Origin of the sequence: Mesorhizobium sp. B263B2A (assembly GCF_020165775.1) — a bacterium.
GTDB classification, from domain to species: Bacteria; Pseudomonadota; Alphaproteobacteria; order Rhizobiales; family Rhizobiaceae; genus Mesorhizobium; species Mesorhizobium opportunistum.
On record NZ_JAIUIU010000003.1, the window covers coordinates 188,847 to 213,770 of the forward strand.

Consider the following 24,924-nt stretch of genomic DNA (forward strand, 5'->3'; position numbering starts at 1 on the left):
CTCACTCCGCCGCTTCGCGCTTGCCTCCGGGGCGCCGCTCAAGAAGTTCCTTGAGGAACTGGCCTGTATAGCTGCGCTTTTCGCGCACGATCGCTTCCGGCGTGCCTGACGCGACCAGTTCGCCGCCGCCGTCGCCGCCTTCGGGACCGAGGTCGAGCACCCAGTCGGCGGTCTTGATGACTTCGAGATTGTGCTCGATGACCACTACCGTGTTGCCCTGGTCGACCAGTTCGTGCAGCACTTCCAACAGTTTGGCGACATCGTGGAAGTGCAGGCCGGTGGTCGGCTCGTCAAGGATGTAGAGCGTCTTGCCGGTCGCCTTGCGCGACAATTCCTTGGCGAGTTTTATCCGCTGCGCCTCGCCGCCGGACAGTGTCGTCGCCTGCTGGCCGATATGGATATAGCCGAGGCCGACCTGCTTCAGCGTGTCGAGCTTGTCGCGGACGCCGGGCACGGCGGCGAAGAAATCGACGCCTTCCTCCACCGTCATGTCAAGTACGTCGGCGATCGACTTGCCCTTGAACAGCACGTCGAGCGTCTCGCGGTTGTAGCGCTTGCCGTGGCAGACGTCGCAGGTGACGTAGACGTCGGGCAGGAAGTGCATCTCGATCTTGATGACGCCGTCGCCCTGGCAGGCCTCGCAGCGGCCACCCTTGACGTTAAAGGAAAAACGCCCCGGCTGATAACCGCGCGCCTTGGCTTCCGGCAGGCCGGCGAACCAGTCGCGGATCGGCGTGAAGGCGCCGGTATAGGTGGCGGGGTTCGAACGCGGCGTACGGCCGATCGGCGACTGGTCGATGTCGATGACCTTGTCGAGGAATTCGAGGCCCTCGATGCGGTCATGCTCGGCCGGATGCTCACGCGAGCCCATGATGCGGCGCGAGGCCGCTTTGAACAGCGTCTCGATGAGGAAGGTCGACTTGCCGCCGCCCGACACGCCGGTGACGGCGGTGAAGGTGCCGAGCGGGATTTCGGCGGTGACGTTCTTCAGATTGTTGCCGCGCGCGCCGACGATTTTCAGGCGGCGATTTTTTTTCGCCTCACGCCGAACACCAGGGGTGGCGACTTCCAGCGCGCCCGACAGATATTGGCCGGTGATCGAATTGGGGTTGGCCATCACCTGCTGCGGCGTGCCCTGGGCGATGATCTCGCCGCCATGGATGCCGGCGGCCGGTCCCATGTCGACGACATAGTCGGCATGCAGGATGGCGTCCTCGTCATGCTCGACGACGATCACCGTGTTGCCGATATCGCGCAGGTGCTTCAGCGTGTCGAGCAGCCGCGTGTTGTCGCGCTGATGCAGGCCGATCGACGGCTCGTCCAGCACGTAGAGTACCCCGGTGAGGCCCGAGCCGATCTGCGAGGCCAGCCGGATGCGCTGGCTCTCGCCGCCCGACAGCGTGCCGGAATTGCGCGACAGCGTCAGGTAGTCGAGACCGACATCGTTGAGGAAGCGCAGCCGCTCGCGGATTTCCTTCAGCACCCGCACCGCGATCTCGTTCTGCTTGTCGTTGAGCTGCGCGGGCAGGTCGGTGAACCATTTGTCGGCATTGCGGATCGACTGCTCGGTGACCTCGCCAATGTGTTTGCCGCCGATCTTCACCGCCAGCGCTTCCGGCTTCAGCCGGTAGCCCTTGCAGACCGGGCAAGGCGTCGCCGACATGAAGCGCTCGATCTCCTCGCGCATCCAGGCGGATTCGGTCTCCTTCCAGCGCCGTTCGAGATTGGGGATGACGCCTTCGAAGGTCTTGGTCGTCTTGTAGGAGCGCAAGCCATCATCGTATTGGAAGGTGATCTCGCGCTCGCCGGTGCCGCGCAGGATCGCCTCCTGGGCCTCGGTGGTCAGATCCTTGAACTTGTCGCCGAGCTTGAAGTTGTAGGCCTTGCCCAGCGCTTCGAGCGTCTGCGAGTAGTAGGGCGAGGTCGATTTCGCCCACGGGCTGACGGCGCCGTCGCGCAGCGATACGTTCTCGTCGGGCACGACGAGGTTGGGGTCAATGGCACGCTGGCTGCCGAGACCGTCGCAGGTCGGGCAGGCGCCGAACGGGTTGTTGAACGAGAACAGGCGCGGCTCGATCTCGGGAATGGTGAAGCCGGACACCGGACAGGCGAATTTTTCCGAGAACAGGATGCGCTCATGCGTCTCGTTCTTCGACTTGTTGACCGAATCCTCGCCGGTCTGGCTGGCGTCGAGCGGCTTGTCGGCGAACTCGGCCACCGCCAGTCCCTCGGCGAGCTTCAGCGCCGTCTCGATGGAGTCGGCAAGCCGCGTGGCAAGATCGCCGCGCACGACGATGCGGTCGACGACGACATCGATGTCATGCTTGTATTTCTTGTCCAGCGCCGGAACGTCGGCGATTTCATAGAAGACGCCATCGACCTTGACGCGCTGAAAGCCCTTCTTCTGCAGTTCGAGGAGCTCCTTGCGGTACTCGCCCTTGCGGCCGCGCACGATGGGCGCCAGCAGGAACAGTCGTGTGCCTTCCTCGAGCGCCAGCACGCGGTCGACCATCTGGCTGACCGTCTGGCTCTCGATCGGCAGGCCGGTGGCCGGCGAATAGGGAACGCCGACACGCGCGAACAGCAGGCGCATGTAGTCGTAGATCTCGGTGACGGTGCCGACCGTCGAACGCGGGTTCTTCGATGTAGTCTTCTGCTCGATTGAGATTGCCGGCGACAGGCCGTCGATCTGGTCGACGTCAGGCTTCTGCATCATTTCGAGGAATTGGCGCGCATAGGCCGACAGGCTTTCGACATAGCGGCGCTGGCCTTCGGCATAGATGGTGTCGAAGGCAAGCGACGACTTGCCGGAGCCCGACAGGCCGGTCATGACGATCAGGCTGTCACGCGGCAGGTCGAGATCGACGTTCTTCAGATTGTGTTCGCGCGCCCCGCGAATGGAAAGGAATTTATGGTCGGCCATCGCCGGTCGCCGCCTCAGATCTGGAATTCATGGGATTGGCGGGCTTTTCCCGGCCATCCCCTATGTAGGTGTTTTTGCCGCCACGTCGAGAGACGCCACAACTCCCGACAGAAGTCGTTTAACCGTCTTTCGCGCGAACGGGCAAGCGGAAAGAACAAAGGCCGAACACGCTCCTGACAAAGCTGTGCAAAAACTGACCTGAAACTAACCTCCCGGAGATCACATTTTTCCGTAACCGGCTATTGGCGGTTGACGCAGCCGGCTCACGGGAGCAGTCTCCCGATGTCAACGAAGCCGGCCGTCTTTCGATGGCCTCGCCGCCCCAAGGCGGCCTGCGAGACGCCGCAGGCATTGCGATTTGCGCTTCGAGACGAATGTCGCAACGGACAAAGGAGCGGAGCATGACGCCACCTGATAGTCCCCAAGGGCTCCACATCTAGCTGGAGCCGCGGCAGGCGCAAGTGTGAGGATCAGCTTCAACGCTGCCCGACAAACCGTGACCGGCCGTATCCCACAAAAATCAGAGACTACTAGTCGGATCGTCGGCTGAATGCCGCGAAGCATCCGAAATCAAACGCCGGCAGTACACTCCCGGCAAGATTGGATTTGAGATCCAGAAAAGCCCCGTCCGTTTGCCCTAGGGCACGGCGGGGCTGTTCTTTTGTGCTGGGCCGGCCGCGGCTATCCCTACCTTCGAGGTTTCATTCCGCCCGTGGCGACATCGACCGTGATGCTGCCGGAAATCCTGACATCGGTATTGCCGATCTTGAACTGGCCGTTGCCGCTGCTGGGGAACGCATCGTCAGGCTCGGGCTGGGGGGCCGGCTTGGCAATCTGATAGCCACCGGTCACGCCGGGCAGGGCCTTCTGCGGCGGCGAGCCATCCTCTGCGAGGGCCGTGCCGGACACGAGGCCGGCAATGGCGAGCACGGCGGCGGCGATCACACGATGCGATGGTCTGGACGGATGCGTGTCGGTCATCCCCCGATTATAGGGAGGTGCCGCCATCGGAACCAGACCGGTCTCGTCAAATCTTCGGCAAGCCGAAGAAAATCCGATCTGCCTTCGCCTCACGCCGCCTTTTTGCGCGTGTCGAAGACGTGGTCGACAATGCCCCATGCCTGTGCCTCGCGGGCGGTCATGAAATGGTCGCGGTCCAGCGTACGTTCAACCTCTTCGTAGCTGCGGCCGCAATGCTGCGCGTAAAGTTCGGCCATGTGGCGTTTGGTCTTCACGATGCGCTCGGCATGGCGCTGGATATCGGACGCTTGGCCCTGGAAGCCGCCCAGCGGCTGATGCAGCAGGATGGTGGCGTTCGGCAGCGAGATACGACGCCCCGGCGTGCCTGCCATCAGCAGGAACGATCCCATCGACGCCGCAAACCCCATGCACACGGTCGACACCGGGCAACTGATGTACTGCATGGTGTCGTAGATGGCGAAGCCGCTGGTCACCACGCCGCCCGGCGAGTTGATGTAGAGCGAGATCTCCTTGTCGGGATTATCTGATTCCAGTGACAAAAGCTGCGCACAGACCAGCGCCGAGATGTCGTCGTTGATCTCGCCATTGATGAAGATGATGCGCTCGCGCAGCAGCCGCGAGAAAATGTCGAAGGCGCGTTCGCCGCGGCTCGATTGCTCGATCACCATCGGCACTAGATTGGCAACACCGCTCATTTTTCGTCTCCGATTTCTATGTTCACGCCGCGCGCAGCAGAAGGCGCGGCGTGTTCGCGGCGATGGGCTTCCCGGCCTCGTGCAACCCCAGCGAAAGCCGGCAGCCGGCACCAGCCATGGCGACGGCGGGCATGGCTTTGCGGGCAAAGCCGTCATGGACGATGCGCAGATGCGTGCCGCCGGAAACGGTGCGGGCAAGCGTGAAGGTGACGGTGCTGTCGAGCGGGTCCTGCCGTGTCGCATCGCCCGGCTGCTCCCGCCAGGAATAGCGCAACAGGCGTTCGGGCTCGGCGTCGAGGATTTCGCATTCGATCGGAGCCTCCGGTCCCGCGAAGGCAAAACGGCTGCCGGCCTGCGGCCTGATGTCGTTCGGCATCATCCAGGCGGCGAGCAATTCCGGCACCGTCAGCGCCCGCCACACCTTTTCGGGCGGCTCGGAAAGATCGTATTCGAACTCCAGCGCATCCTGGGCGACTTCGTTTTGGTTTTTGGCGTTCATCGATCCCAAATCCTTCACTGGTCCAAACCCTTCACTGATCCAAATCCTTCACTGGTCCATGTCCTTCAAAACCGTCTTCAACCTTTCGATACGCTCCGGCCAGAAGGTCCGGTAGCGCTCGATCCAGGAGAGCAGGGGGGCAAGCCCCTGCGGATCGGCGCGGTAATAGGCATTGCGGCCGGCCCGCCGCTCGACCACGAGGCCGGCGCTGCGCAGCACCGCCAGATGCTGCGACACGGCCGGCTGTGACACCGTCAGGCCGCTGCGCAGTTCCGACACGCTCATCTCTGCCGTGGCGAGACGCTCGAAGACGGCGCGGCGCGTCGGGTCGGCCAGGGCGCGGAAAATCTCTGCTTCGATCATGACGAAAGCATAAGTCGATACTTATTGATTTGGCAAGTGATGTTTTGAAACCCATATGCGGGGCTCGGGCATTGCTGCCATTCCTTGACAATCAGCGGCAGTGCATATAGGAACGAAAAGGGAACAAAAACCTTGTGGGAAAAGCCAGCCTTAGCAGGCGGCTGACATTCGCAGCCTGTAAGGTGCTGCGACAAAAATTTGTTTCGGATGAGCGCGGAGAAATATCATGGCGGGTAGCGTCAACAAGGTCATTCTGGTCGGCAATCTTGGTGCGGACCCTGAAATCCGCCGCCTGAACTCGGGCGAGCCGGTCGTCAACATTCGCATCGCCACGTCGGAAAGCTGGCGCGACAAGAATTCGGGCGAGCGCAAGGAAAAGACCGAGTGGCACAACGTCGTCATCTTCAATGAGGGCATAGCCAAGGTCGCCGAGCAGTACCTGAAGAAGGGCATGAAGGTCTATGTCGAGGGCCAGCTGCAGACGCGCAAATGGCAGGACCAGACCGGCGCCGACAAATACACGACGGAAGTCGTGCTGCAGAAATTCCGCGGCGAGCTGCAGATGCTCGACGCGCGCGGCCAGGGCGAGGGTGGCCAGGTCGGCGGCTATTCCGGCGGCAACAGCCGTGGTTCCGATTTTGGCCAGTCCAGCCCGAACGAGAGCTTCAACCGTGGCGGCGGCAGCGCTCCCAGGGGCGGCGGTGGCGGCGGTTCGTCGCGCGAGCTGGACGACGAAATCCCGTTCTGATCAAGGCGGGCTCTGATCGAAACCGCGGACGCCAGTTTTGGCTCAGGCTCAATGTTGGCTCAAGCATTGTGCCCCGAGAGTCCCAATGGACTTTCGGGGTTTTGCATTGTCGAATTGAGCGCTGGCCGAGCGGTCAAGGAAATACGGTGAAGGACGAGTTCGATGAAAGCACGCGTGAAATGGGTGGAGGAACGCACCTTCATCGGTGAGTCCGGCAGCGGTCATAAGGTCGTGCTGGGAACCGCGTCCGGCCCGGAAGGCAAGACGCCGGGGCCGAGCCCGATGGAACTGGTGCTGATCGGCACCGGCGGCTGTTCGGCCTATGATGTCGTCCATATCCTTGAAAAGGGCCGCGAGGCGGTCGAGGACTGCGTCGTCGAGCTCGATTCCGACCGGGCCGAGACCGACCCAAAGGTGTTCACGCGCATCCACATGCATTTCGTCGTCAAGGGCAGGGCGCTCTCGCCGGAAAAGGTCAAGCGAGCGATCGACCTGTCGATCGAGAAATACTGCTCGGCCTCGGCGATGCTGGCCAAAACCGCCACGATCACCCACGATTTCGAAGTGATCGATACGACGGCGAGGTAGGCAGTAGGCAGTAGGCAGTAGGCAGTAGGCAGTAGGCAGTAGGCAGTAGGGATTACTGTTCAACTCGCCATCAGCGCCTTGATGCCGTCGGCGACGAACTGTACGGCCAATGCCGCCAGGATGACGCCGAGCAGGCGGGTCAGGATCGAACGCCCGGTCTGGCCGAGGATGCGGTCGATGCGCTCCGACAGCACGAACACCAGATAGGTGATGGCGAGGCAGACGAAGATGATGCCGACCAGCGCGGCTTGCGCCGCAAAGCCCTGAAACGAGCCGGAGAGCAGCACCGTCGCCGAAATGGCGCCGGGGCCGGCGATCAGCGGGATCGCCAGCGGGAAAGCGGCGATGTTGTGGATCATGTCCTTGGTGATGGCAACGTCGCCGATCTTCTCCTTGCGATCCTGCCGGCGCTCGAACACCATTTCAAAGGCGATGAAGAACAGCAGAAAACCGCCGGCGACACGGAAGGCTGGCAGCGTAATGCCGAACACCGACAGGATGGAGGCGCCGGCGACGGCGAACAGCGCCATCACCAGGAAGCCGATGATCGAGGCGCGGACCGAGACCTGCTGGCGCTCCTCGCGGTTCATGCCGCGTGTCACGGCGAGAAACAGCGGCGCCAGGCCGGGCGGGTCGATGGTCACCAGAATGGTGACGAAGGCGTTGAACAGGCTGTCGAAACTCGGCATCTCTGACCCCTCCCGCCGGGCCGAGCCCGTGCCCTGCAATTGGTAGAGCAAAGCAGGGGCACTGAAAACAGGCTGTGGCGTGAAATGCCGGCAAGACAGAGGGGGCGTGAGGGACCGCTACCTTTCATTTCGAACTTTATTCGCGCGGCGGGCCAGGAATTCGACCTCGAGCCGCCATGTCGCGCCATCGTCGTGCGAACGCTCGCCAAGCCAGCGGAAGCTGTCTTCGGTGATGCGCGAAAAACTCCAGCGCACTGAGGAGCCAGTGCCATCGGCGCCGATCTGCACGATCGTGTCGCCCTCGGCGCGCCCAAGCTGGCGGCTGAAGTACTGGTTGCGCGGATCACTCCAGAAGATGTGCCAGGCGTCCGCGGCGGGATCATAGACCCGCAGCGTCGTACCATAGAACGTCCATTTGCCGAGCGAAGGCTGCGAACCGGTGTTCCGTGCGGGCAGGATCCAGACGTCCTGGATGGCGCGGCCTTCCAGCACCCAGCCGAAATGCACCTCGCCGCGCCCGGTCAGCACCATGCCGTCCTCGAGGTGGCGCGAGGCGTCGAATGTCCAGGCACCGACGAAGCGGCCGTAGAGATTGAGTTTTTCGGCTAACTCGCCGATCGGTCCGGGGCTGTGCAAGGCTTCGGCAAAGGGATCGAACATGGCCGTGGTCTCTTTTTGTCAGGAGACCGTGAGGATTAGCCGGTGACGGTGTTCTGGGCTTGGGAAAAATTGCTATATTTCGGCCCATGACGGCCACAACGCATACGCTCGCATTTGGACCTGGCTGGCATGTGGCGGATGTGATCTGCACGGCCGGCGCCGGCGACCGGCCGTTCGAGGAGGCGCATCGGGATTTCTGTGTGGCGGCGGTGACCAGCGGCACGTTCCGCTACCGCGCGCAGCAAGGCACCGCGATGCTGGCACCCGGCGCGCTGCTGCTCGGCAATTCCGGCACGTGCTACGAATGCGGGCACGAACATGGCGGCGGCGACCGTTGCCTCTCGTTCCACTTCAGGCCGGCCTACATGGAACGGATCGTGGCCGGTGTCCCGGGCACCGGGACGCTGGCCTTCGACGCGCCGCGACTGCCGCCTTTGCCGGCCTTGGCGCCATTGTTGGCAGAGGCGGAAGCCGCGCGCGCAATGGCCGACAAGGACGCCTTCGAGGAACTTTCCCTACGCATTGCCGCTGCCGCAGTCGCCACGGTTTCCAGCGCCACGCCTGCCAGGCGCGCCCCGAGCCGTCGCGATCAGAAGCGGGTCGCCGAAGCCGTGCGGCGCATCGAGCTGGATGCCGACGGGCCGGTTTCGCTTTCAGTGTTGGCCGATGAAGCGGCGACCAGTCCCTATCATTTCCTGCGCACCTTCCGGCAGGTCGCCGGCATGACGCCCTATCAATTCCTGCTCAAGACCCGGCTGCACCGCGCGGCGGTGCGGCTGCGCATGTCGAACGATACGATTTCGGCGATCGCCTTCGAGGCCGGCTTCAACGATCTGTCGACTTTCAACCGCCGTTTCCGGCGCATCATGGGCGAGACGCCGGGCAACTATCGCGCTCGCCGATCAAGCGCCCCGGCAAGCGGGCGTCTCGGCTGAAGCGGGCTCAGTCCGACGTCGGCACGTACCGCCAACCTGCGATCAGTCCCCGTCGAGATCGCGGCGCAGCCACCCGCTCAGCGCTCGCAAGGCGGCCACGGGCTCCAAATTCAGGGCGCCCGCGGCTTTCGTTAGGCGAAGTTGGTCCATTGCCGGCTTTTGCCCAGGTGGCGGCGAAAAGCGTTGTGGCCATATCGTCGCAATCAGCGGTATCCTTTTGAAATTACCACCAAAAATGACACTGGAAAAGTGTCGCTGATATTGGAGTTTCGGCCGTGCTTCCTATATAAGCGTCAAGTGATTCCTGATTAGATTGTGATCCGATTTGACCGACCAAAAAACACCGCGCGGCGCCGACGGCGGCCCCACCGGCATCGAGCCGATCTCCATCATCGAGGAGATGCAGAGCTCCTATCTGTCTTACGCCATGAGCGTGATCGTCAGCCGTGCGCTGCCCGATGTGCGCGATGGCCTCAAGCCGGTGCATCGCCGCATTCTCTACGCGGCGCATGAGAGCGGCTATCACTGGAACCGCAAATATGTGAAGTCCGCACGCCCGGTCGCCGATGTGATGGGTAAATACCATCCGCATGGCGATGCCTCGATCTATGACGCCTTGGTGCGCATGGCGCAGGATTGGTCGCTGCGCGTGCCGCTGATCGACGGGCAGGGCAATTTCGGCTCGATCGACGGCGATCCGCCGGCGGCGATGCGCTACACCGAATCGCGTCTGACCAAGGTCGCGCATGAATTGCTGGAGGACATCGACAAGGAGACCGTCGATTTCCAGGACACGTATGACGCCTCCGACACCGAGCCGAAAGTGCTGCCGGCGCGCTTCCCCAACCTTCTGGTCAACGGCTCTGGCGGCATTGCCGTCGGCATGGCCACCAACATTCCGCCGCACAATCTGAGCGAAGTCTGCAACGGCGCGATCGCCATCATCGACAATCCGGCGATCGACCTGCCGGCGCTGATGGAGATCATTCCGGGGCCGGATTTTCCGACCGGCGGCATCGTGCTTGGCCGTTCCGGCATCTACAGCGCCTATGCGACCGGCCGCGGTTCCATCGTCATGCGCGGCAAGGTCAACATCGAACAGCGCGGCAATGACCGTGAATCGATCATCATCACCGAGGTTCCCTACCAGGTGAACAAGGCCTCGATGATCGAGAAGATGGCCGAACTGGTGCGCGACAAGCGCATCGAGGGCATTTCCGACATCCGTGACGAAAGCGACCGCCAGGGCTACCGCGTCGTCATCGAACTGAAGCGCGACGCCGTTGCCGACGTCATCCTCAACCAGCTTTACCGTTTCACGCCGCTGCAGACCTCGTTCGGCGCCAATATGGTGGCGCTGAACGGCGGCAAGCCGGAAGTGATGAACCTGACCGATATGCTGAGGGCGTTCGTCTCCTTCCGCGAAGAGGTGATCACGAGGCGCACGAAATTCCTGCTGCGCAAGGCGCGCGACCGCGCCCATGTGCTGGTGGGTCTGGCCATCGCCGTCGCCAACATCGACGAAGTGATCAAGCTGATCCGCACCGCGCCCGATCCGCAGACGGCGCGCGAGCAGTTGATGGAGCGGCGCTGGCCGTCGGGCGACGTCGAATCGCTGATCCTCCTGATCGACGATCCGCGCCATCGCATCAACGAGGACGGCACCTACAATCTGTCCGAGGAACAGGCGCGCGCCATCCTCGAACTGCGCCTGCAGCGCCTGACGGCACTTGGCCGCGACGAAATCGCCGACGAGTTGAACACGATCGGCGCCGAAATCATCGATTATCTGGACATTTTGTCGTCCCGCGCGCGGGTCCAGCAGATCGTCAAGGACGAACTTGCCGCCGTGCGCGACGAGTTCGGCACGCCACGCCGCACCGAACTCACCGACGGCGGCGCGGACATGGAAGACGAGGACCTGATCCAGCGCGAGGACATGGTCGTGACGGTGAGCCATTCCGGCTACATCAAGCGCGTGCCGCTTTCGCTCTACCGGGCGCAGCGCCGTGGCGGCAAGGGCCGCTCCGGCATGTCGACCAAGGAAGAGGATTTCGTGACCCGGCTGTTCGTGGCCAACACGCACACGCCGGTGCTGTTCTTCTCCTCGCGCGGCATCGTCTACAAGGAAAAGGTCTGGCGGCTGCCGATCGGCAACCCGCAGTCACGCGGCAAGGCGCTGATCAACATGCTGCCGCTGGAGCAGGGCGAGCGCATCACCACCATCATGCCGCTGCCGGAGGACGAGACGAGCTGGGGCGAGCTCGACGTGATGTTCGCCACGACGCGCGGCACCGTGCGCCGCAACAAGCTGTCCGACTTCGTCCAGGTCAACCGCAACGGCAAGATTGCGATGAAGCTGGAGGAGGAGGGCGACGAGATCCTCGGCGTCGAGACCTGCACCGACAATGACGATGTGCTTCTGACGGCGAATTCGGGTCAGTGCATCCGCTTCTCCGTCGGGGACGTGCGTGTCTTCCAGAGCCGCAATTCCGTCGGCGTGCGCGGCATCACCATGGCTGCGACCGACCGCATCATCTCCATGTCGGTGATCGAGCATGTCGATGCTTCTCCGGCGGAGCGAGCCGCTTACCTCAAGCGGGCGGCGTCGGAGCGGCGGCTTGCCGCCGAGACGGCGGGAGAGGAAGAAGAGATCGCGCTGACCAATGAGGAGATCGGCGAGGAGACGGAGCTTTCCGACAGCCGTTACGAAGAGCTCAAGGCGCATGAACAGTACGTTCTGACGGTGACCGAATATGGCTACGGCAAGCGCTCGTCGTCCTATGATTTCCGCCTGACCGGCCGCGGCGGCAAGGGCATCCGCGCCACCGACGTGTCGAAGACCGCCGAGATTGGCCAGCTGGTGGCGACCTTCCCGGTCGGCAATGACGACCAGATCATGCTGGTGTCGGACGGCGGCACCGTCATCCGGGTACCGGTCAACGGCATCCGCTTCGCCAGCCGCGCCACCAAGGGCGTGACCATCTTCAACACGGCTGAGGGTGAAAAGGTGGTTTCGGTCGAGCGGATATCCGAACCGCAACCGGACGAGGAAATCGAAGAAGCCGTCGAGGGCGGTTCTGAGGCCAGCCCTACACCAGACGCTGGCACCGATAGCGCGGAATAACTGCCGCGGCAGGTTCTGGACATAGCAACGCCGGCCCATTGGCCGGCGCGGCAGCAAGTCTGGACTGACTTAGTAGTGACGATAGGGCTTGCGGGGGCCGAAGCCTTCGAAGCGCTTGGTGGTGGCCCTGACGCGGACCCGTTGCGCCTCCTGATGCAGCCCGAATACTGTGGCGATCAGCATGGCGACGGTCATTGCAGTGGCGAGCATGTAGATCAGCATTTGCGTGTTCTCCTGCGCCTTACAACGGATAGATGGGATTTTGGTTTCATCTTATTAAGGTGCAACCTAGTGAACGCTGCGTGAAGGCTTCGTGATCAGCGTGTTCATCTGTCGTTCATGCGGCGGAAAAGGTTCACGGCTTCGGTGCCGATCGGATTTGCCTTTGCGGCGGAGGCTCGCTAGAAGCACCAGCCATGACTGAACGAATTGCCCTCTATGCCGGCTCTTTCGACCCGCTGACCAACGGCCATCTCGATGTGCTGAAAGCATCGCTGGCCGTGGCCGACATCGTCTATGCCGCGATCGGCATTCATCCGGGCAAGAAACCGCTGTTCTCCTTCGAGGAGCGGGTGCAACTCATCGAAGCCGCCACCAAGGCCGAATTCGGCCGGGACGGGGGCCGCATCAAGGTGGTCGCCTTTGACGGGCTGGTCATCGACGCGGCCAGGAGAGAGGGCGCCTCGATCATGATCCGGGGCCTGCGCGACGGCACCGATCTCGACTACGAGATGCAGATGGCCGGCATGAACGAGACCATGGCGCCGGAACTGCAGACGGTTTTTCTGCCCGCCAGCCCTTCGGTACGCACCATTACGGCCACACTTGTGCGCCAGATAGCCTCGATGGGAGGCGACATCCGCCCCTTCGTGCCAGCGGCCGTCGCCGGTGCGCTCACCGCCAAATTCGCAAAATAGGTTTCTCGGAGAAGACCATGCAGCTGAAAAAGCTCGCCTCGTTCCTCGTCGTGCTTGCCGGTCTCGTGACCGCATCGATCTCGGCCCATGCCGCCGATCCCGAAAACACCATGATCATCACACTGAAGGGCGGCGACGTGACCATCGCGCTGCGGCCCGACCTGGCGCCCAAGCATGTCGCGCAGATCAAGAAGCTTGTGCGTGATCATGCCTACGACAACGTCGCCTTCCACCGTGTCATCGACGGCTTCATGGCGCAGACCGGCGACGTGAAGTTCGGCAACATGGAGAAGGGTTTCAACCCCCAGGCCGTCGGCACCGGCGGTTCCGACCTGCCCGACCTGCCTGCCGAGTTCTCACAGACCGAGCACTACAAGCGCGGCGTGGTCGGCATGGCTCGCTCGCAGGACCCGAATTCCGCAAACTCGCAGTTCTTCATCATGTTCGCGCCGGCGCCGCCGCTCGACGGGCAGTACACCATCGTCGGCAATGTGGTCAGCGGCATGGACCTGGTGGACAAGATCAAGAAGGGCGACGAGGCGGACAACGGTACGGTCTCCGATCCCGATCGGATGATCAAAGTGCGCATCGCCGCAGACAAGTAAAATTGTCAAATAAATCTGTTTTATCAAAAGGATAACTGACATGGCCGAGATCAAGGACCGCGAGAACGCGCTCATCATGGAAACGACCAAGGGCAAGGTCGTCATCGAACTTCTTCCCGACCTGGCACCCGGCCATGTCGCCCGCATCAAGGAACTGGCCAGGGAAGGCGCCTATGACGGCGTGGTCTTCCACCGCGTCATCGAAGGCTTCATGGCGCAGACCGGCGACGTCAAGTTCGGCAATTCGAGCAAGCCGACCTTTGCTCCTTCCCGCGCCGGCATGGGCGGCTCCGACAAGCCGGACCTGAAGGCCGAATTCTCCAATGCCAACCACGGCCGCGGCACCTGTTCGATGGCGCGTTCGCAGAACCCGAACTCGGCCAATTCGCAGTTCTTCATCTGCTTCGACGATGCCGCCTTCCTCAACCGCCAGTACACGGTGTGGGGCCAGGTCATCGAAGGCATGGACAATGTCGACAAGATCAAGCGCGGCGAGCCGGTGCAGGATCCCGACAAGATCGTGTCGCTGAAGGTCGCGGCCGACGTCAAGTAAGGTAATACGACAATGATGGGCGTCGTCTGGTCGCTTCTCGGCATCCTGTCCGGCGCCTTCATTGCCATTCAGGCGCCGATCAATTCGCAGCTGGCGCGCGGCCTGGGGCTCCCGGTCGCGGCGGCGGCGTTTTCGTTCCTGTCGGGCGCGGTGGTGCTCGGCATCATCGCCGTCATCGTGGTCAAGCTGCAAGGCATCTCGCTCGACTGGAAGGCGCCCGCGCCCTGGCTGTTCATTGCCGGCGGCATGCTCGGCGGCTTCTACGTCACGCTGTCGACGATCCTCACGCCCCGCATCGGTGCCGCCGCACTGATGGCGTTCCTGGTTGCAGGGCAACTGCTGGCCGGCATGCTCATCGACCGCATAGGCTTCCTCGGTGTCGCGGTGCGTGAAATCTCGCTCGGCCGCGTTGCCGGCGCGGTGCTGCTCTTGGCCGGAGCGCTGCTCGTCCGGCTCTTCTGATGCGTGTCGATCTCTTTGATTTCGACCTGCCTGAGGAGCGCATCGCGCTTCGCCCGGCGGAGCCGCGCGACAGCGCCGGGATGCTGGTGGTCAGACCGGGCGAGGCGCTCGACGATCGCAGGGTTGGCGACCTGCCATCCCTGCTCAGGGCGGGCGACGTGCTGGTGTTCAACGACACCAAGGTCATCCCTGCGCAGCTCAAAGGCATAAGGCGGCGCGGCGAGGCGCAGGCACAGGTCGAGGCCACGCTGCACATGCGCATGGCGCCGGACCGCTGGCTCGCCTTCATGCGGCCAGGCAAGCGCGTTGCCGCCGGCGACCGCATCCATTTCGGCCATGACGGCAATTCCTGTTTCCTCGGCCAGCTCGACGCGACGGTGATCGAGAAGGGCGAGGGCGGCGAGGCGCTGCTCGGCTTCGACCTGTCGGGGCCGTTCCTGGACGAGGCGCTGCATGCCGTCGGCCACATACCGCTGCCGCCCTATATCGCCTCGAAGCGCGATGACGACGAGCGCGACCGGGCCGACTACCAGACCATCTATGCCCGGGAGGAAGGTGCCGTTGCGGCGCCCACCGCTGGCCTGCATTTCACGCCGGAGCTGTTTGCCGCGCTCGACGCCAAGCGCGTCGAACGCCGGTTCGTCACACTTCATGTCGGCGCCGGCACGTTCCTGCCGGTGAAGGCGGACGACACCGCCGACCACAAGATGCATGCCGAGATCGGTTCGGTCAGCGCGGCGACCGCCGAAGCGCTCAACGCGGCGAAGGCGAGGGGCGGGCGCATCATCGCCGTCGGCACGACGTCGCTGCGCTTGCTGGAAAGTGCCGCGCGTGACGACGGCACATTGGCTGCATGGTCCGGGCCGACCGACATCTTCATCACGCCCGGCTATCGTTTCCGCACCGCCGACATGCTGATGACCAATTTCCATCTGCCGCGCTCGACCCTGTTCATGCTGGTGTCGGCCTTCAGTGGCCTGGAGACGATGCGTGCCGCCTATGCGCATGCCATCGCCGAGCGCTACAGGTTCTATTCGTATGGAGACGCAAGCCTGCTTTATCGAGCGGAGACGAGCGATGGACGATGATCTGCAAGCCCTAGATCGCGAAAACCTGATCGCGGAGGTGAAAAAATTGCGCGCCGGCATTCGCGCACACCGCGATGCTTCCGGGCACGATCTGTGCTGGCATCATCCCGACCTCTGGGATCTGCTACCGGAGAAGACCGAGCCATCCATTGCGGTGCCGCCTTGGCCCAAATTCATGCGCGGCTGCATCCAATATCGCCAGTCGCTCGACAGCCAAGCGCCGGACGCGCCGGTTCATGACAAGGAATTCAATGGCTAAGCCGTTCTCTTTCAAGGTTCTGGCGACCGACGGCAAGGCACGGCGCGGGGTGATCGACATGCCGCGCGGCGAAATCCGCACGCCGGCCTTCATGCCGGTCGGCACTGGCGGCACGGTCAAGGCCATGTACATGGACCAGGTGCGCGGCGTCGGCGCCGACATCATCCTTGGCAACACCTATCATCTGATGCTGCGACCCGGCGCGGAGCGCGTGGCGCGGCTTGGCGGCTTGCACGAGTTTGCCCGCTGGCCCCAGCCGATCCTGACCGACAGCGGCGGTTTTCAGGTGATGTCGCTGTCGAAGCTGCGGAAGCTGACCGAGAAGGGCGTCACCTTCCGCTCCCATATCGACGGCGCCGCTTACGAAATGTCGCCGGAGCGCTCGATCGAGATCCAGGGTCTGCTCGATTCCGACATCCAGATGCAGCTCGACGAATGCACGGCGCTGCCGGCCGAGATCAAGGAGATCGAGCGCGCCATGGAGCTGTCGCTGCGTTGGGCCGAGCGCTGCAAGACGGCGTTCGGCGACCAGCCAGGCAAGGCGATGTTCGGCATCGTGCAAGGCGGCGACAACGCGGCACTGAGGGTGCGCTCGGCGCAGGCGCTGAGCGCGATGAATTTGAAAGGCTACGCGGTCGGCGGCCTTGCTGTCGGCGAACCGCAAGCGGTGATGCTGGAGATGCTCGACATCACCTGTCCGGAACTGCCTGACGACAAGCCGCGCTATCTCATGGGCGTCGGTACGCCCGACGATATCCTGAAATCGGTGGCGCGCGGCATCGACATGTTCGATTGCGTGATGCCGACGCGGGCCGGCCGCCACGGCCTTGCCTACACCAGGCGCGGCAAGGTCAATCTGCGCAACGCACGCCACGCCGACGATCCGCGCCCGCTCGACGAGGAAAGCGACTGCCCGGCGGCGCGGGATTATTCACGCGCCTACCTGCACCATCTGGTGCGCTCGCAGGAGGCGCTCGGGGCCATGCTGCTGACCTGGAATAATCTTTCGTATTATCAAAAGCTTATGCAGGATATCCGAGCCGCGATCGAGACCGGCGCGTTCGATGCGCGTGGAGCTGAGATCACCGAGGGCTGGGCGAGGGGCGACATCCCCTTCCTGTAAAAACCTCAGGTGCTCAACGAATTCGACGCCCGCAAGCTGCAGCCGGTGATCTGGAACGTGCCGTCGGGCTGCTGCTGCAGCGTATAGACCGCCTCGTAGTTCTTGCCATCGGGCCCGACGATCAGCACCTGCTGGACAATCGAACCCGGGCCCGTCTGCTCGACCTTGCCAAAGGCATAGGATTGTGGCCTGCGCACCGGCGGGTAGCCGTTGGTCACCATGTTCATGAAGGCGTCGACGGTCGGGAAGACCTGCTTCACGTTTGGCGCGGCGAAGCTGTAGGCCCTGGCGCCGTCATTGGCGATGAGGGCTTTCAACTGACCGTCGATGACAGCCTGGCCGGCCTTGATCTCGGCATCGCCGGCAAAGGCCCCTGATATGAAGATGGGTGACATGAAGATGGGCGACATGAAGATGAATGGAATGACTGCGAATGCGAAAAAAGCACGGCGCATGGCCTGTCTCCGTTGTCCCTCGAAAAGGTCTTCCCTCAAAATCGCTGTCCGAAGACGCATCATAATATACGCTCCGCGGCATATCGCGGTTTCAGCGATTGCGAATATTCGCAAAGGCGATAACCGAGCGACCGGAAGCCGCGGCCAAGGCTCGGGCCGGCTAGGGATGGATTCCAACGCTTGAAAGCCCGCCTCCAGTCTGCCAGAAGGGCCGCTTGGACTTGGACGTTTAGCGGGACGAAGCCATGAAGGCGTTTTTCGTGCAGATCAAATGCGAGCTGGGCAAATCCTATGAGGTTGCCAGCGCGCTGGCCGATGCCGAGATCGCCTCGGAGATCTACTCCACCGCCGGCAACTACGATCTGCTCGCCAAGTTCTATGTCGACGATGAGGAAGACGTCGGCCATTTCGTCAACGAGAAGGTGCAGATTCTCCCCGGCATCAAGGATACATTCACCGTCGTCACCTTCCGCGCATTCTAGCCGCCAAACGCTGTTGCCCGGGCGGGAGGCAAAGGCTGATCAAGGTCATATTTAGGCTGCCTCAATTTTAGGCAAGCGCAAGATACTGATCGCCCGCTTCCCCCAAATCACCGATTGCGCTTGATTTTCTCCGGCGACGCCAGTGAAATGGCGTCACAGGGGAGTACGCGATTGGCAGCGTTCGATGAAATGCTTCCGGAAGTCTCCGGATTGAGAAGACCGTATTCGGCTTATGATCGCTGGCTGAAGGAGCAGGATCCAGCCAGACTTACCGAGAAGATGCAGGACGCCGAACGCGTCTTCCGCAAGACCGGCATAACCTTCGCCGTCTATGGCGAGCAGGAAGCCTCCGAACGGCTGATCCCTTTCGATATCGTTCCACGCATCATTTCAGGCAATGAGTGGCGGCGCCTGACGCAAGGCATTGAGCAGCGCGTGCAGGCGCTGAATGCCTTCCTCGACGATATCTACCATCGCCAGGAAATCCTGCGCGCCGGCCGCGTTCCCAGGGAATTGATCGCCAAGAACGAGGCGTTTTTGCCGGAAATGATCGGCGTGCGGCCACCGGCCGGCGTCTACACCCACATTATCGGCGTCGACATCGTCCGCATCAGCGAGGACGAATTCTACGTGCTGGAGGACAATGCGCGCACGCCATCCGGCGTCTCCTACATGCTGGAGAACCGCGAAACGATGATGCAGCTGTTTCCCGAGCTGTTCCAGAAGATCAAGGTGCGGCCGGTGGAGAACTATCCGCAGCTTCTGCGCCAGTCCCTGGCGGCGGTTCGCCCGCAAGGCACCAAGGGTGCGCCGACCATCGCGGTGCTGACGCCCGGCAGTTTCAATTCCGCCTATTTCGAACACGCTTTTCTCGCCGACCAGATGGGCGTGCAACTGGTCGAGGGGCAGGATCTGCGCGTGGTCGACGGCCATGTCGCGATGCGCACGACCGAGGGCTACAAGCAGATCGACGTGCTCTACCGCCGTGTCGACGATTCCTTCCTCGACCCGCTGACCTTCCGGCCGGATTCGGCACTTGGCGTGCCAGGCATCATGGATGTCTATCGTGCCGGCAACATCACCATCGCCAATGCGCCGGGCACCGGCATCGCCGACGACAAGGCGATCTATTCCTACATGCCCGAGATCGTCGAATTCTACACTGGCCGCAAGGCGATCCTCGGCAACATCCCGACCTGGCGCTGTTCGGAAGCGGACAGCCTGAAATACGTGCTCGAGCACATCCACGAACTGGTGATCAAGGAAGTGCATGGCTCGGGCGGCTACGGCATGCTGGTCGGGCCGGCGGCGACCAAGAAGGAATGCCAGGATTTCGCCAAGAAGCTGGCGGCAAAACCTTCCAACTACATCGCGCAGCCCACTCTGGCGCTGTCGACCTGTCCGATCCTGACCGACAAGGGCCTGGCGCCGCGCCATGTCGATCTCCGGCCTTACGTGCTGGTGTCCGACCGCATCCAGATCGTGCCCGGCGGGCTGACCCGTGTCGCGTTGAAGGAAGGCTCGCTGGTGGTCAATTCCTCGCAAGGCGGCGGCACGAAGGACACCTGGGTGCTGGATGATTGAGAGAGCGAATAGGCAGTAGGCAGTAGGCAGTAGGCAGTAGGCAGTAGGCAGTAGGGAATAGTCAGTAGTGAGTATAAGAGGGGACCGGGAAATGCCATATTCCATTGAGATTCAAGCGCTTACTATTCTCTACTCACTATTCCCTACTCACTAGCCCGAAGGGCCTCCCATGCTTCTCGGCCGCACCGCCAACGGGCTCTACTGGATGAACCGCTATATCGAGCGGGCTGAAAACATGGCGCGGCTGGTCGATGCCGGGTTGCGCATGGCGCTGACCCGCACGCAAAGCGCGTCGGAAGAGTGGAATTCGGTGCTGCTCAGCGCCGGCTCGGATGTCACCTTCACGCAGAAATACCAAGACTATACGGCCGCCAACGTCTCCGATTTCCTGCTTCGCGATACGTCGAACCCTTCGAGCACGATGTCGTCGATCGAGACGGCCCGCAACAATGCGCGCATGGTGCGCACCGCGCTGACGCGCGAGACGTGGGAAAGCATCAACGAAGCCTGGATGGCGCTGAAGCGGATGCTGGCAAGGCCGATCGACGAGCGCGACCTGCCGACCGTCCTCGACGCGATCAAGCGCGAAACGGCGCTGATCCGCGGCTCGTTCTACGGCACCATGCTGCGCAACGAGATTTTCGATTTTTCGCAGCTCGGCACCTATGTCGAGCGCGCCGACAACACGGCGCGCATCCTCGACGTGAAATATTACGTGCTGTTGCCGTCGATTTCCTGGGTCGGCTCGACACTCGACAACTACCAGTGGGAATCGATCCTGCGCTCGGTGTCGGCGCATCGCTCCTACCGCTGGGTCTACGACGCCGACTACAAGCCGACCAACATCGCCGATTACCTGATCCTCAATGTGCGCATGCCGCGTTCGCTGACCTTCTGCTATCGCTTCCTGTCGGAGCATCTGAAATTTCTTGGCGACGACTATGGCGAGCGGCATGCCTGCCACGCCACGGCGGACAAAACACAGGCGATGCTGAGGGCCGGATCGATCAAGGATATATTCGACACCGGCCTGCACGAGTTCCTGGCGGGGTTCATTCGCGACAACACCAGGCTCGGCGACGAGATCGCGCAGGATTACCGGTTTTATTGAGCATGATCCCGCAAAGTGGAAACCGGTTTGCGGACAAGATCATGCTTACAAACGGAAAATGACGCCATGCGGCTCAAGATCACCCACCGGACGGAATACCGCTACGATGCGCCGGTGCAATATCTGCTCCAGAGGCTGCGGCTGCTTCCGGTGAGCGGGCCGACACAGACGGTGCTGTCCTGGGCGCTGAAGGTCGAAGGTGCGCGCGAGGAAGTGCGATTTACCGACCACTATGGCAATGACAACCGGCTGCTGAGCGTCGAGGGTGACCGCGACTTCATCACGGTCGAGGCATCGGGCGAGGCGGTGACACGCGACACAGCGGGCGTCTGCGGACCACACCAGGGCTTTGCGCCGCTTTGGCTGTTCGCGCAGGAGACGACCTTGACTACGATCGGCGACGGTATCCGCGAGCTTGCCGAGACGGTCGGCAAGGGGACCGACATCGAAAGGCTGCATCGGCTGATGGCCATCATCTGCGAACGCGTCGCCTATACGCCGGGCACTACCAACGCGACGACGTCGGCGGAAGAAGCCCTGGCGCTTAAGACCGGGGTCTGCCAGGACCATGGCCACATCTTCGCCGCCGCCGCGCGTGCGATGGGATTTCCGGCCCGCTATGTCAGCGGCTATCTGATGATGGACGCCGCTGTCGAGCAGGCGGCAAGCCACGCCTGGGCCGAAGCCCATGTCCCGGGCCTCGGCTGGGTTGCCTTCGACCCCGCCAACGGTATCTCTCCCGACGAACGCTATGTGAAGGTGGCCACCGGTCGCGACTACCGCGACGCCTCACCGGTGTCGGGAATTCGGCTGGGACAGGCGGAAGAACTGCTTGCGGTCACCGTCACGGTAGAGCAGTAATCCCGCAAGGATTGGTGCCAGAAGAGATTCCATGACATATTGCGTCGGCCTGAAGATCGATCGCGGGCTCGTGTTCATGTCGGACACGCGCACCAATGCGGGTATGGATTCGATCTCGACCTTCAAGAAGATGCATGTCTGGGAAGAGCCCGGCGAGCGCGTCATCGTCTTGATGTCGGCCGGCAATCTGGCGACGACACAGGCCGTGGTCAGCCTGCTCGACGAGCGCACCAAGGCCGTGGCTGACCGCCATGCAACGCTGCTCGAAACGCCGTCCATGTATCAGACGGTGCGGCTGGTCGGGGACACCGTCAAGGAAGTGATCGCGCACTCTTCGCCCGCGGGCGAGAAGGCCGATTCCTATTTCAACGCCTCCTTCATCCTGGGTGGCCAGATCAAGGGCAGCCCGCCGCGCCTGTTCATGATCTATCCAGAAGGCAATTTCATCGAGTCCACCGACGACACGCCGTTCTTCCAGATCGGCGAGACCAAATACGGCAAGCCGATCATCATCCGTGCCTATGAGCGGACGATGAGCCTCGCCGAGACGGTGAAGCTGCTGCTGGTTTCCTTCGATTCGACGCTGAAGTCGAACCTGTCGGTCGGCCTGCCGCTCGATCTGCTTTTCCTGGAGAATGATGCCTTCAAGGTTGGCCTGAGGAAGCGGATCGGCCAGGACGACCAGTATTATCGCACGATCTCCGATGGCTGGTCGAATGCGTTGAAGACGGCCTTTGCCAGCCTGCCGGATTTTCCTGGCTAGGGTGAGTGCGGCAGGCGTCAGCCGTTGCATATGCTTCACGTGTTAATTAGTAATGGATTTTGAAGGCCGGGCGAAGAGTGCCGGCATTACGATCGTGTCGGGAGGACAAGATGAACAACAATGATTTCCGGCGATGGTCGCAACGCGCCGCCGACTGGGGCGCCGACTATCGCGACACATTGCGCGAGCGGCCGGTGCGGCCGCTGGTCGAGCCGGGCGACATCTTCAGGAGCATAGAAGCCTCGCCGCCCGAAGACGCCGAACCGATGGACAGGATCTTCGCCGATTTCGAGGAGAAGATCGTGCCGGGGATGACGCATTGGCAGCATCCGCGTTTCTTCGCCTATTTCCCGGCCAACGCCGCGCCGGTCTCGGTGGTGGCGGAGTACCTGGTGTCGGCGATGGCCGCGCAATGCATGCTCTGGCAGACCTCGCCGGCTGCGACCGAACTCGAGACGCGCACCGTCGACTGGATGCGCCAGGCGCTCGGCCTGCCGCAGGGCTTTTCCGGCGCGATCCAGGATTCGGCCTCGTCGGCGACACTGAACGCGGTGCTGACCATGCGCGAGCGGGCGCTGGACTGGCAAGGCAACAAAAAGGGGCTGGCCGGGCAGGAGCGGTTGCGCATCTATTCCTCCGACCAGGTGCACACCTCCATCGACCGGGCGATCTGGGTGTCGGGTATCGGCGAGGACAATCTGGTGCGCATTCCGGTCGCCGGCCGTTTTCGTGCCATGGATACTTCGGCTCTCGAAGCGGCGATCATCGCCGACCGGCAAGCCGGCATGCTGCCGGCGGGGATCATCGCTTGCGTTGGCGGCACCAGCACCGGCGGTACCGATGACATTGCCGCGGTCGCCGAGGTGGCGCGGCGGCATGGGCTTTATCTTCATGTCGACGCGGCATGGGCGGGGTCGGCGATGATCTGTCCTGAGTACCGGCATTTCTGGACCGGCGTCGAAGGCGCCGATTCGATCGTCTTCAATCCGCACAAATGGCTGGGCGCGCAATTCGACTGCTCCATCCAGTTCCTGCGCGATCCCGAAAGCCATGTCAGGACGCTGGCCATTAAGCCGGACTATCTGAAGACCCATGGTCACGACGGCATCATCAACTACTCCGAATGGTCGGTGCCGCTCGGGCGGCGCTTCCGCGCGCTGAAATTGTGGTTCCTGCTGCGCGCTCACGGGCTGGAAAACCTGCGCACGATGATCCGCAACCATGTCGCCTGGAGCGAAGGCCTCGCCGCGCGGCTGGCCAAAGAGGCAGATTTCGAGATCGTCAGCCAGCCGATGCTCTCGCTGTTCTCGTTCCGGCACGAGGCGGCCCCGGACGCCAATTCCGACGAACACAATCTGCGGCTGGTCAATGCGATCAACGACGACGGCCGCATCTACCTGACACAGACGAGGGTCGATGGACGGGTGGCGATCCGCTTCCAGGTTGGTCAGTTCGAGGCGACGGCTGGCGACGTCGATGCCGCTTTCGCGGTCATCACCGAAGTCGCGCGCGCCATGTCCTAATCAAGGCTGTTCCGGATTGCGCAGGAGTTTGTCTTTGCAATCATGTGATTTTCGTTAGCCGGCTTGTGCCTTTTCATCGGTTTCGTTTTCAACTATGCTCAAGAAAAACGAAAACGGGAGCTTGCCCAAATGTATCTATCGCCGCGCCATGCCGAAATCGTCCAGATGGCCAAGGATAATGGGCGCGTGCTGGTCGACGACCTGGCAACGCATTTCAATGTGACGCCGCAAACCATCCGCAAGGACCTCAACGACCTCTGCGACCAGCGGCTGCTTTCGCGCATCCATGGCGGCGCGTTGTTTCCCTCGGGCATAGAGAACATGGAGTATGAGGCGCGGCGCAAGATTGCCGCCGAAGAGAAGGAGGCGATCGGACGCGCGGCGGCCAAGCTGATCCCCGACAACGCTTCGCTGTTCATCAACATAGGCACCACGACGGAGTCGGTCAGCAAGGCTTTGCTCGACCACAACGGCCTGATGGTGATCACCAATAACATCAATGTTGCCAATAGGATGCGCATATATCCTTCGATCGAGGTGGTGATTGCCGGCGGGGTGGTGCGCGGCTCCGATGGCGGTGTCGTGGGTGAAGCGGCGGTCGATTTCATCAGGCAATTCAAGGTCGACTATGCCGTGATCGGCGCCTCGGCGATCGACCATGACGGCGCCTTGCTCGATTTCGATTTTCGCGAGGTGAAGGTGGCGCAAGCGATTATCGCCAACGCAAGACATGTCATCCTGGTTTCCGACCAGACCAAATTCGAACGCACCGCGCCTGTGCGCATCGGCCATCTGTCGCAGGTCAACACCTTCATCACCGATCGCTGCGACATTCCTTCGGTGCGCAAGATCTGCCAGGAGGCAGAGGTTCAACTGATCGAGACATCGCTCGGCTAAGAGGTTTCACGGCCGTCTCACAGGCTCGCGATA

The 24,924-nt window shown here is 62.4% G+C and carries 27 protein-coding genes; 18 read left to right on the forward strand and 9 right to left on the reverse strand.

Going from position 1 to position 24,924, the window contains the following annotated elements; genetic code table 11:
- Nucleotide 1 precedes the first annotated feature (1 nt).
- The 5 genes from uvrA to LB568_RS08160 form a co-directional block, all read right to left on the reverse strand.
- Nucleotides 2-2,923, reverse strand: a complete 2,922-nt coding sequence (gene uvrA, locus LB568_RS08140; protein ID WP_023764844.1) for an excinuclease ABC subunit UvrA — start codon at nt 2,921-2,923, stop codon at nt 2-4.
- 687 nt (nt 2,924-3,610) lie between these two features.
- The gene (locus tag LB568_RS08145; protein ID WP_224729818.1) at nt 3,611-3,904 is read right to left on the reverse strand and encodes a hypothetical protein; all 294 of its coding nucleotides are present in this window, start codon (nt 3,902-3,904) and stop codon (nt 3,611-3,613) included.
- Between the two features lie 89 nt (nt 3,905-3,993).
- Complete coding sequence (locus LB568_RS08150; protein ID WP_013895288.1) at nt 3,994-4,599, reverse strand: ATP-dependent Clp protease proteolytic subunit; 606 nt, start codon at nt 4,597-4,599, stop codon at nt 3,994-3,996.
- Nucleotides 4,600-4,621: 22 nt separating this feature from the next.
- Nucleotides 4,622-5,098, reverse strand: coding sequence for an SRPBCC family protein (locus LB568_RS08155; protein WP_013895289.1), 477 nt, complete (start codon nt 5,096-5,098; stop codon nt 4,622-4,624).
- 48 nt (nt 5,099-5,146) lie between these two features.
- Nucleotides 5,147-5,461, reverse strand: a complete 315-nt coding sequence (locus tag LB568_RS08160; protein ID WP_013895290.1) for an ArsR/SmtB family transcription factor — start codon at nt 5,459-5,461, stop codon at nt 5,147-5,149.
- 226 nt (nt 5,462-5,687) lie between these two features.
- Between LB568_RS08160 and LB568_RS08165 the strand changes: the two genes are divergently transcribed.
- Together LB568_RS08165 and LB568_RS08170 are read left to right on the forward strand one after the other, a co-directional pair.
- On the forward strand, nt 5,688-6,209 hold the full coding sequence (locus tag LB568_RS08165; protein WP_013895291.1) for a single-stranded DNA-binding protein: 522 nt from the start codon (nt 5,688-5,690) through the stop codon (nt 6,207-6,209).
- A gap of 162 nt (nt 6,210-6,371) precedes the next feature.
- A complete protein-coding gene (locus tag LB568_RS08170) occupies nt 6,372-6,797 on the forward strand; it encodes an OsmC family protein (protein ID WP_224729819.1) in 426 nt (141 codons plus the stop codon).
- 59 nt (nt 6,798-6,856) lie between these two features.
- On the opposite strand, the gene LB568_RS08175 is transcribed toward LB568_RS08170, so the two are convergent.
- Together LB568_RS08175 and LB568_RS08180 are read right to left on the reverse strand one after the other, a co-directional pair.
- Nucleotides 6,857-7,486, reverse strand: coding sequence for a MarC family protein (locus LB568_RS08175; RefSeq protein ID WP_140569344.1), 630 nt, complete (start codon nt 7,484-7,486; stop codon nt 6,857-6,859).
- A gap of 117 nt (nt 7,487-7,603) precedes the next feature.
- Complete coding sequence (locus LB568_RS08180) at nt 7,604-8,146, reverse strand: hypothetical protein (protein ID WP_224729820.1); 543 nt, start codon at nt 8,144-8,146, stop codon at nt 7,604-7,606.
- Between the two features lie 86 nt (nt 8,147-8,232).
- Here LB568_RS08180 and LB568_RS08185 point away from each other — a divergent pair, with 86 nt between their 5' ends.
- Both LB568_RS08185 and gyrA read left to right on the forward strand, forming a co-directional pair.
- Nucleotides 8,233-9,081, forward strand: coding sequence for a helix-turn-helix transcriptional regulator (locus tag LB568_RS08185; protein ID WP_224729821.1), 849 nt, complete (start codon nt 8,233-8,235; stop codon nt 9,079-9,081).
- A 325-nt stretch (nt 9,082-9,406) separates the two neighbouring features.
- The gene (gyrA, locus tag LB568_RS08190; protein WP_224729822.1) at nt 9,407-12,208 is read left to right on the forward strand and encodes a DNA gyrase subunit A; all 2,802 of its coding nucleotides are present in this window, start codon (nt 9,407-9,409) and stop codon (nt 12,206-12,208) included.
- 69 nt (nt 12,209-12,277) lie between these two features.
- Here gyrA and LB568_RS08195 read toward each other — a convergent pair whose 3' ends face one another.
- Nucleotides 12,278-12,430 carry a hypothetical protein gene (locus tag LB568_RS08195; RefSeq protein ID WP_013895297.1) on the reverse strand — a complete coding sequence of 51 codons (153 nt, stop codon included), beginning with the start codon at nt 12,428-12,430 and terminating at the stop codon, nt 12,278-12,280.
- A gap of 194 nt (nt 12,431-12,624) precedes the next feature.
- Between LB568_RS08195 and coaD the strand changes: the two genes are divergently transcribed.
- The 7 genes from coaD (at nt 12,625) to tgt (ending at nt 17,215) form a co-directional block, all read left to right on the forward strand.
- A complete protein-coding gene (gene coaD, locus LB568_RS08200) occupies nt 12,625-13,125 on the forward strand; it encodes a pantetheine-phosphate adenylyltransferase (protein WP_013895298.1) in 501 nt (166 codons plus the stop codon).
- 110 nt (nt 13,126-13,235) lie between these two features.
- Nucleotides 13,236-13,730, forward strand: coding sequence for a peptidylprolyl isomerase (locus LB568_RS08205; protein WP_224729927.1), 495 nt, complete (start codon nt 13,236-13,238; stop codon nt 13,728-13,730).
- Nucleotides 13,731-13,770: 40 nt separating this feature from the next.
- Nucleotides 13,771-14,283 (forward strand): peptidylprolyl isomerase, encoded by a 513-nt coding sequence (locus tag LB568_RS08210; protein WP_013895300.1) that lies wholly within the window; start codon nt 13,771-13,773, stop codon nt 14,281-14,283.
- Nucleotides 14,284-14,295: 12 nt separating this feature from the next.
- Entirely contained in the window at nt 14,296-14,745 is a 450-nt protein-coding gene (locus tag LB568_RS08215; protein ID WP_013895301.1) for a DMT family transporter, read from the forward strand.
- Nucleotides 14,745-15,833 (forward strand): tRNA preQ1(34) S-adenosylmethionine ribosyltransferase-isomerase QueA, encoded by a 1,089-nt coding sequence (queA, locus tag LB568_RS08220; RefSeq protein WP_224729823.1) that lies wholly within the window; start codon nt 14,745-14,747, stop codon nt 15,831-15,833. The genes LB568_RS08215 and queA overlap by 1 nt, the downstream gene beginning before the upstream one ends.
- On the forward strand, nt 15,823-16,092 hold the full coding sequence (locus LB568_RS08225; protein WP_140569356.1) for a hypothetical protein: 270 nt from the start codon (nt 15,823-15,825) through the stop codon (nt 16,090-16,092). The genes queA and LB568_RS08225 overlap by 11 nt, the downstream gene beginning before the upstream one ends.
- A complete protein-coding gene (gene tgt, locus LB568_RS08230; RefSeq protein WP_224729824.1) occupies nt 16,085-17,215 on the forward strand; it encodes a tRNA guanosine(34) transglycosylase Tgt in 1,131 nt (376 codons plus the stop codon). Before LB568_RS08225 ends, tgt begins: the two co-directional genes overlap by 8 nt.
- 5 nt (nt 17,216-17,220) lie before the next feature.
- On the opposite strand, the gene LB568_RS08235 is transcribed toward tgt, so the two are convergent.
- Nucleotides 17,221-17,670 (reverse strand): DUF4864 domain-containing protein, encoded by a 450-nt coding sequence (locus tag LB568_RS08235; protein WP_224729825.1) that lies wholly within the window; start codon nt 17,668-17,670, stop codon nt 17,221-17,223.
- A gap of 245 nt (nt 17,671-17,915) precedes the next feature.
- On the opposite strand from LB568_RS08235, the gene LB568_RS08240 reads away from it, so the two are divergent.
- From LB568_RS08240 to LB568_RS08270, 7 genes are all read left to right on the forward strand, one after another.
- Nucleotides 17,916-18,152: an Lrp/AsnC family transcriptional regulator gene (locus LB568_RS08240; RefSeq protein ID WP_010909609.1), complete on the forward strand. Its 237-nt coding sequence runs from the start codon at nt 17,916-17,918 to the stop codon at nt 18,150-18,152.
- Between the two features lie 171 nt (nt 18,153-18,323).
- Nucleotides 18,324-19,736, forward strand: coding sequence for a circularly permuted type 2 ATP-grasp protein (locus tag LB568_RS08245; protein WP_041164205.1), 1,413 nt, complete (start codon nt 18,324-18,326; stop codon nt 19,734-19,736).
- 169 nt (nt 19,737-19,905) lie between these two features.
- The gene (locus LB568_RS08250; RefSeq protein WP_013895307.1) at nt 19,906-20,847 is read left to right on the forward strand and encodes an alpha-E domain-containing protein; all 942 of its coding nucleotides are present in this window, start codon (nt 19,906-19,908) and stop codon (nt 20,845-20,847) included.
- A 66-nt stretch (nt 20,848-20,913) separates the two neighbouring features.
- Nucleotides 20,914-21,708, forward strand: coding sequence for a transglutaminase family protein (locus LB568_RS08255; RefSeq protein WP_013895308.1), 795 nt, complete (start codon nt 20,914-20,916; stop codon nt 21,706-21,708).
- Between the two features lie 31 nt (nt 21,709-21,739).
- Nucleotides 21,740-22,471, forward strand: a complete 732-nt coding sequence (locus LB568_RS08260) for a peptidase (protein ID WP_013895309.1) — start codon at nt 21,740-21,742, stop codon at nt 22,469-22,471.
- Between the two features lie 110 nt (nt 22,472-22,581).
- On the forward strand, nt 22,582-23,994 hold the full coding sequence (locus tag LB568_RS08265; protein WP_013895310.1) for a pyridoxal phosphate-dependent decarboxylase family protein: 1,413 nt from the start codon (nt 22,582-22,584) through the stop codon (nt 23,992-23,994).
- A 129-nt stretch (nt 23,995-24,123) separates the two neighbouring features.
- On the forward strand, nt 24,124-24,891 hold the full coding sequence (locus LB568_RS08270) for a DeoR/GlpR family DNA-binding transcription regulator (protein WP_013895311.1): 768 nt from the start codon (nt 24,124-24,126) through the stop codon (nt 24,889-24,891).
- The last annotated feature ends 33 nt before the right edge of the window (nt 24,892-24,924 follow it).

What these genes read in the sequence shown, in the direction of transcription:
- uvrA (WP_023764844.1), bottom strand. Translation starts at nt 2,923, where the DNA reads ATGGCCGACCATAAATTCCTTTCCATTCGCGGGGCGCGCGAACACAAT.
- LB568_RS08145 (WP_224729818.1), bottom strand. Translation starts at nt 3,904, where the DNA reads ATGACCGACACGCATCCGTCCAGACCATCGCATCGTGTGATCGCCGCC.
- LB568_RS08150 (WP_013895288.1), bottom strand. Translation starts at nt 4,599, where the DNA reads ATGAGCGGTGTTGCCAATCTAGTGCCGATGGTGATCGAGCAATCGAGC.
- LB568_RS08155 (WP_013895289.1), bottom strand. Translation starts at nt 5,098, where the DNA reads ATGAACGCCAAAAACCAAAACGAAGTCGCCCAGGATGCGCTGGAGTTC.
- LB568_RS08160 (WP_013895290.1), bottom strand. Translation starts at nt 5,461, where the DNA reads ATGATCGAAGCAGAGATTTTCCGCGCCCTGGCCGACCCGACGCGCCGC.
- LB568_RS08165 (WP_013895291.1), top strand. Translation starts at nt 5,688, where the DNA reads ATGGCGGGTAGCGTCAACAAGGTCATTCTGGTCGGCAATCTTGGTGCG.
- LB568_RS08170 (WP_224729819.1), top strand. Translation starts at nt 6,372, where the DNA reads ATGAAAGCACGCGTGAAATGGGTGGAGGAACGCACCTTCATCGGTGAG.
- LB568_RS08175 (WP_140569344.1), bottom strand. Translation starts at nt 7,486, where the DNA reads ATGCCGAGTTTCGACAGCCTGTTCAACGCCTTCGTCACCATTCTGGTG.
- LB568_RS08180 (WP_224729820.1), bottom strand. Translation starts at nt 8,146, where the DNA reads ATGTTCGATCCCTTTGCCGAAGCCTTGCACAGCCCCGGACCGATCGGC.
- LB568_RS08185 (WP_224729821.1), top strand. Translation starts at nt 8,233, where the DNA reads ATGACGGCCACAACGCATACGCTCGCATTTGGACCTGGCTGGCATGTG.
- LB568_RS08195 (WP_013895297.1), bottom strand. Translation starts at nt 12,430, where the DNA reads ATGCTGATCTACATGCTCGCCACTGCAATGACCGTCGCCATGCTGATC.
- coaD (WP_013895298.1), top strand. Translation starts at nt 12,625, where the DNA reads ATGACTGAACGAATTGCCCTCTATGCCGGCTCTTTCGACCCGCTGACC.
- LB568_RS08205 (WP_224729927.1), top strand. Translation starts at nt 13,236, where the DNA reads ATGATCATCACACTGAAGGGCGGCGACGTGACCATCGCGCTGCGGCCC.
- LB568_RS08210 (WP_013895300.1), top strand. Translation starts at nt 13,771, where the DNA reads ATGGCCGAGATCAAGGACCGCGAGAACGCGCTCATCATGGAAACGACC.
- LB568_RS08215 (WP_013895301.1), top strand. Translation starts at nt 14,296, where the DNA reads ATGATGGGCGTCGTCTGGTCGCTTCTCGGCATCCTGTCCGGCGCCTTC.
- queA (WP_224729823.1), top strand. Translation starts at nt 14,745, where the DNA reads ATGCGTGTCGATCTCTTTGATTTCGACCTGCCTGAGGAGCGCATCGCG.
- LB568_RS08225 (WP_140569356.1), top strand. Translation starts at nt 15,823, where the DNA reads ATGGACGATGATCTGCAAGCCCTAGATCGCGAAAACCTGATCGCGGAG.
- tgt (WP_224729824.1), top strand. Translation starts at nt 16,085, where the DNA reads ATGGCTAAGCCGTTCTCTTTCAAGGTTCTGGCGACCGACGGCAAGGCA.
- LB568_RS08235 (WP_224729825.1), bottom strand. Translation starts at nt 17,670, where the DNA reads ATGCGCCGTGCTTTTTTCGCATTCGCAGTCATTCCATTCATCTTCATG.
- LB568_RS08240 (WP_010909609.1), top strand. Translation starts at nt 17,916, where the DNA reads ATGAAGGCGTTTTTCGTGCAGATCAAATGCGAGCTGGGCAAATCCTAT.
- LB568_RS08250 (WP_013895307.1), top strand. Translation starts at nt 19,906, where the DNA reads ATGCTTCTCGGCCGCACCGCCAACGGGCTCTACTGGATGAACCGCTAT.
- LB568_RS08255 (WP_013895308.1), top strand. Translation starts at nt 20,914, where the DNA reads ATGCGGCTCAAGATCACCCACCGGACGGAATACCGCTACGATGCGCCG.
- LB568_RS08260 (WP_013895309.1), top strand. Translation starts at nt 21,740, where the DNA reads ATGACATATTGCGTCGGCCTGAAGATCGATCGCGGGCTCGTGTTCATG.
- LB568_RS08265 (WP_013895310.1), top strand. Translation starts at nt 22,582, where the DNA reads ATGAACAACAATGATTTCCGGCGATGGTCGCAACGCGCCGCCGACTGG.
- LB568_RS08270 (WP_013895311.1), top strand. Translation starts at nt 24,124, where the DNA reads ATGTATCTATCGCCGCGCCATGCCGAAATCGTCCAGATGGCCAAGGAT.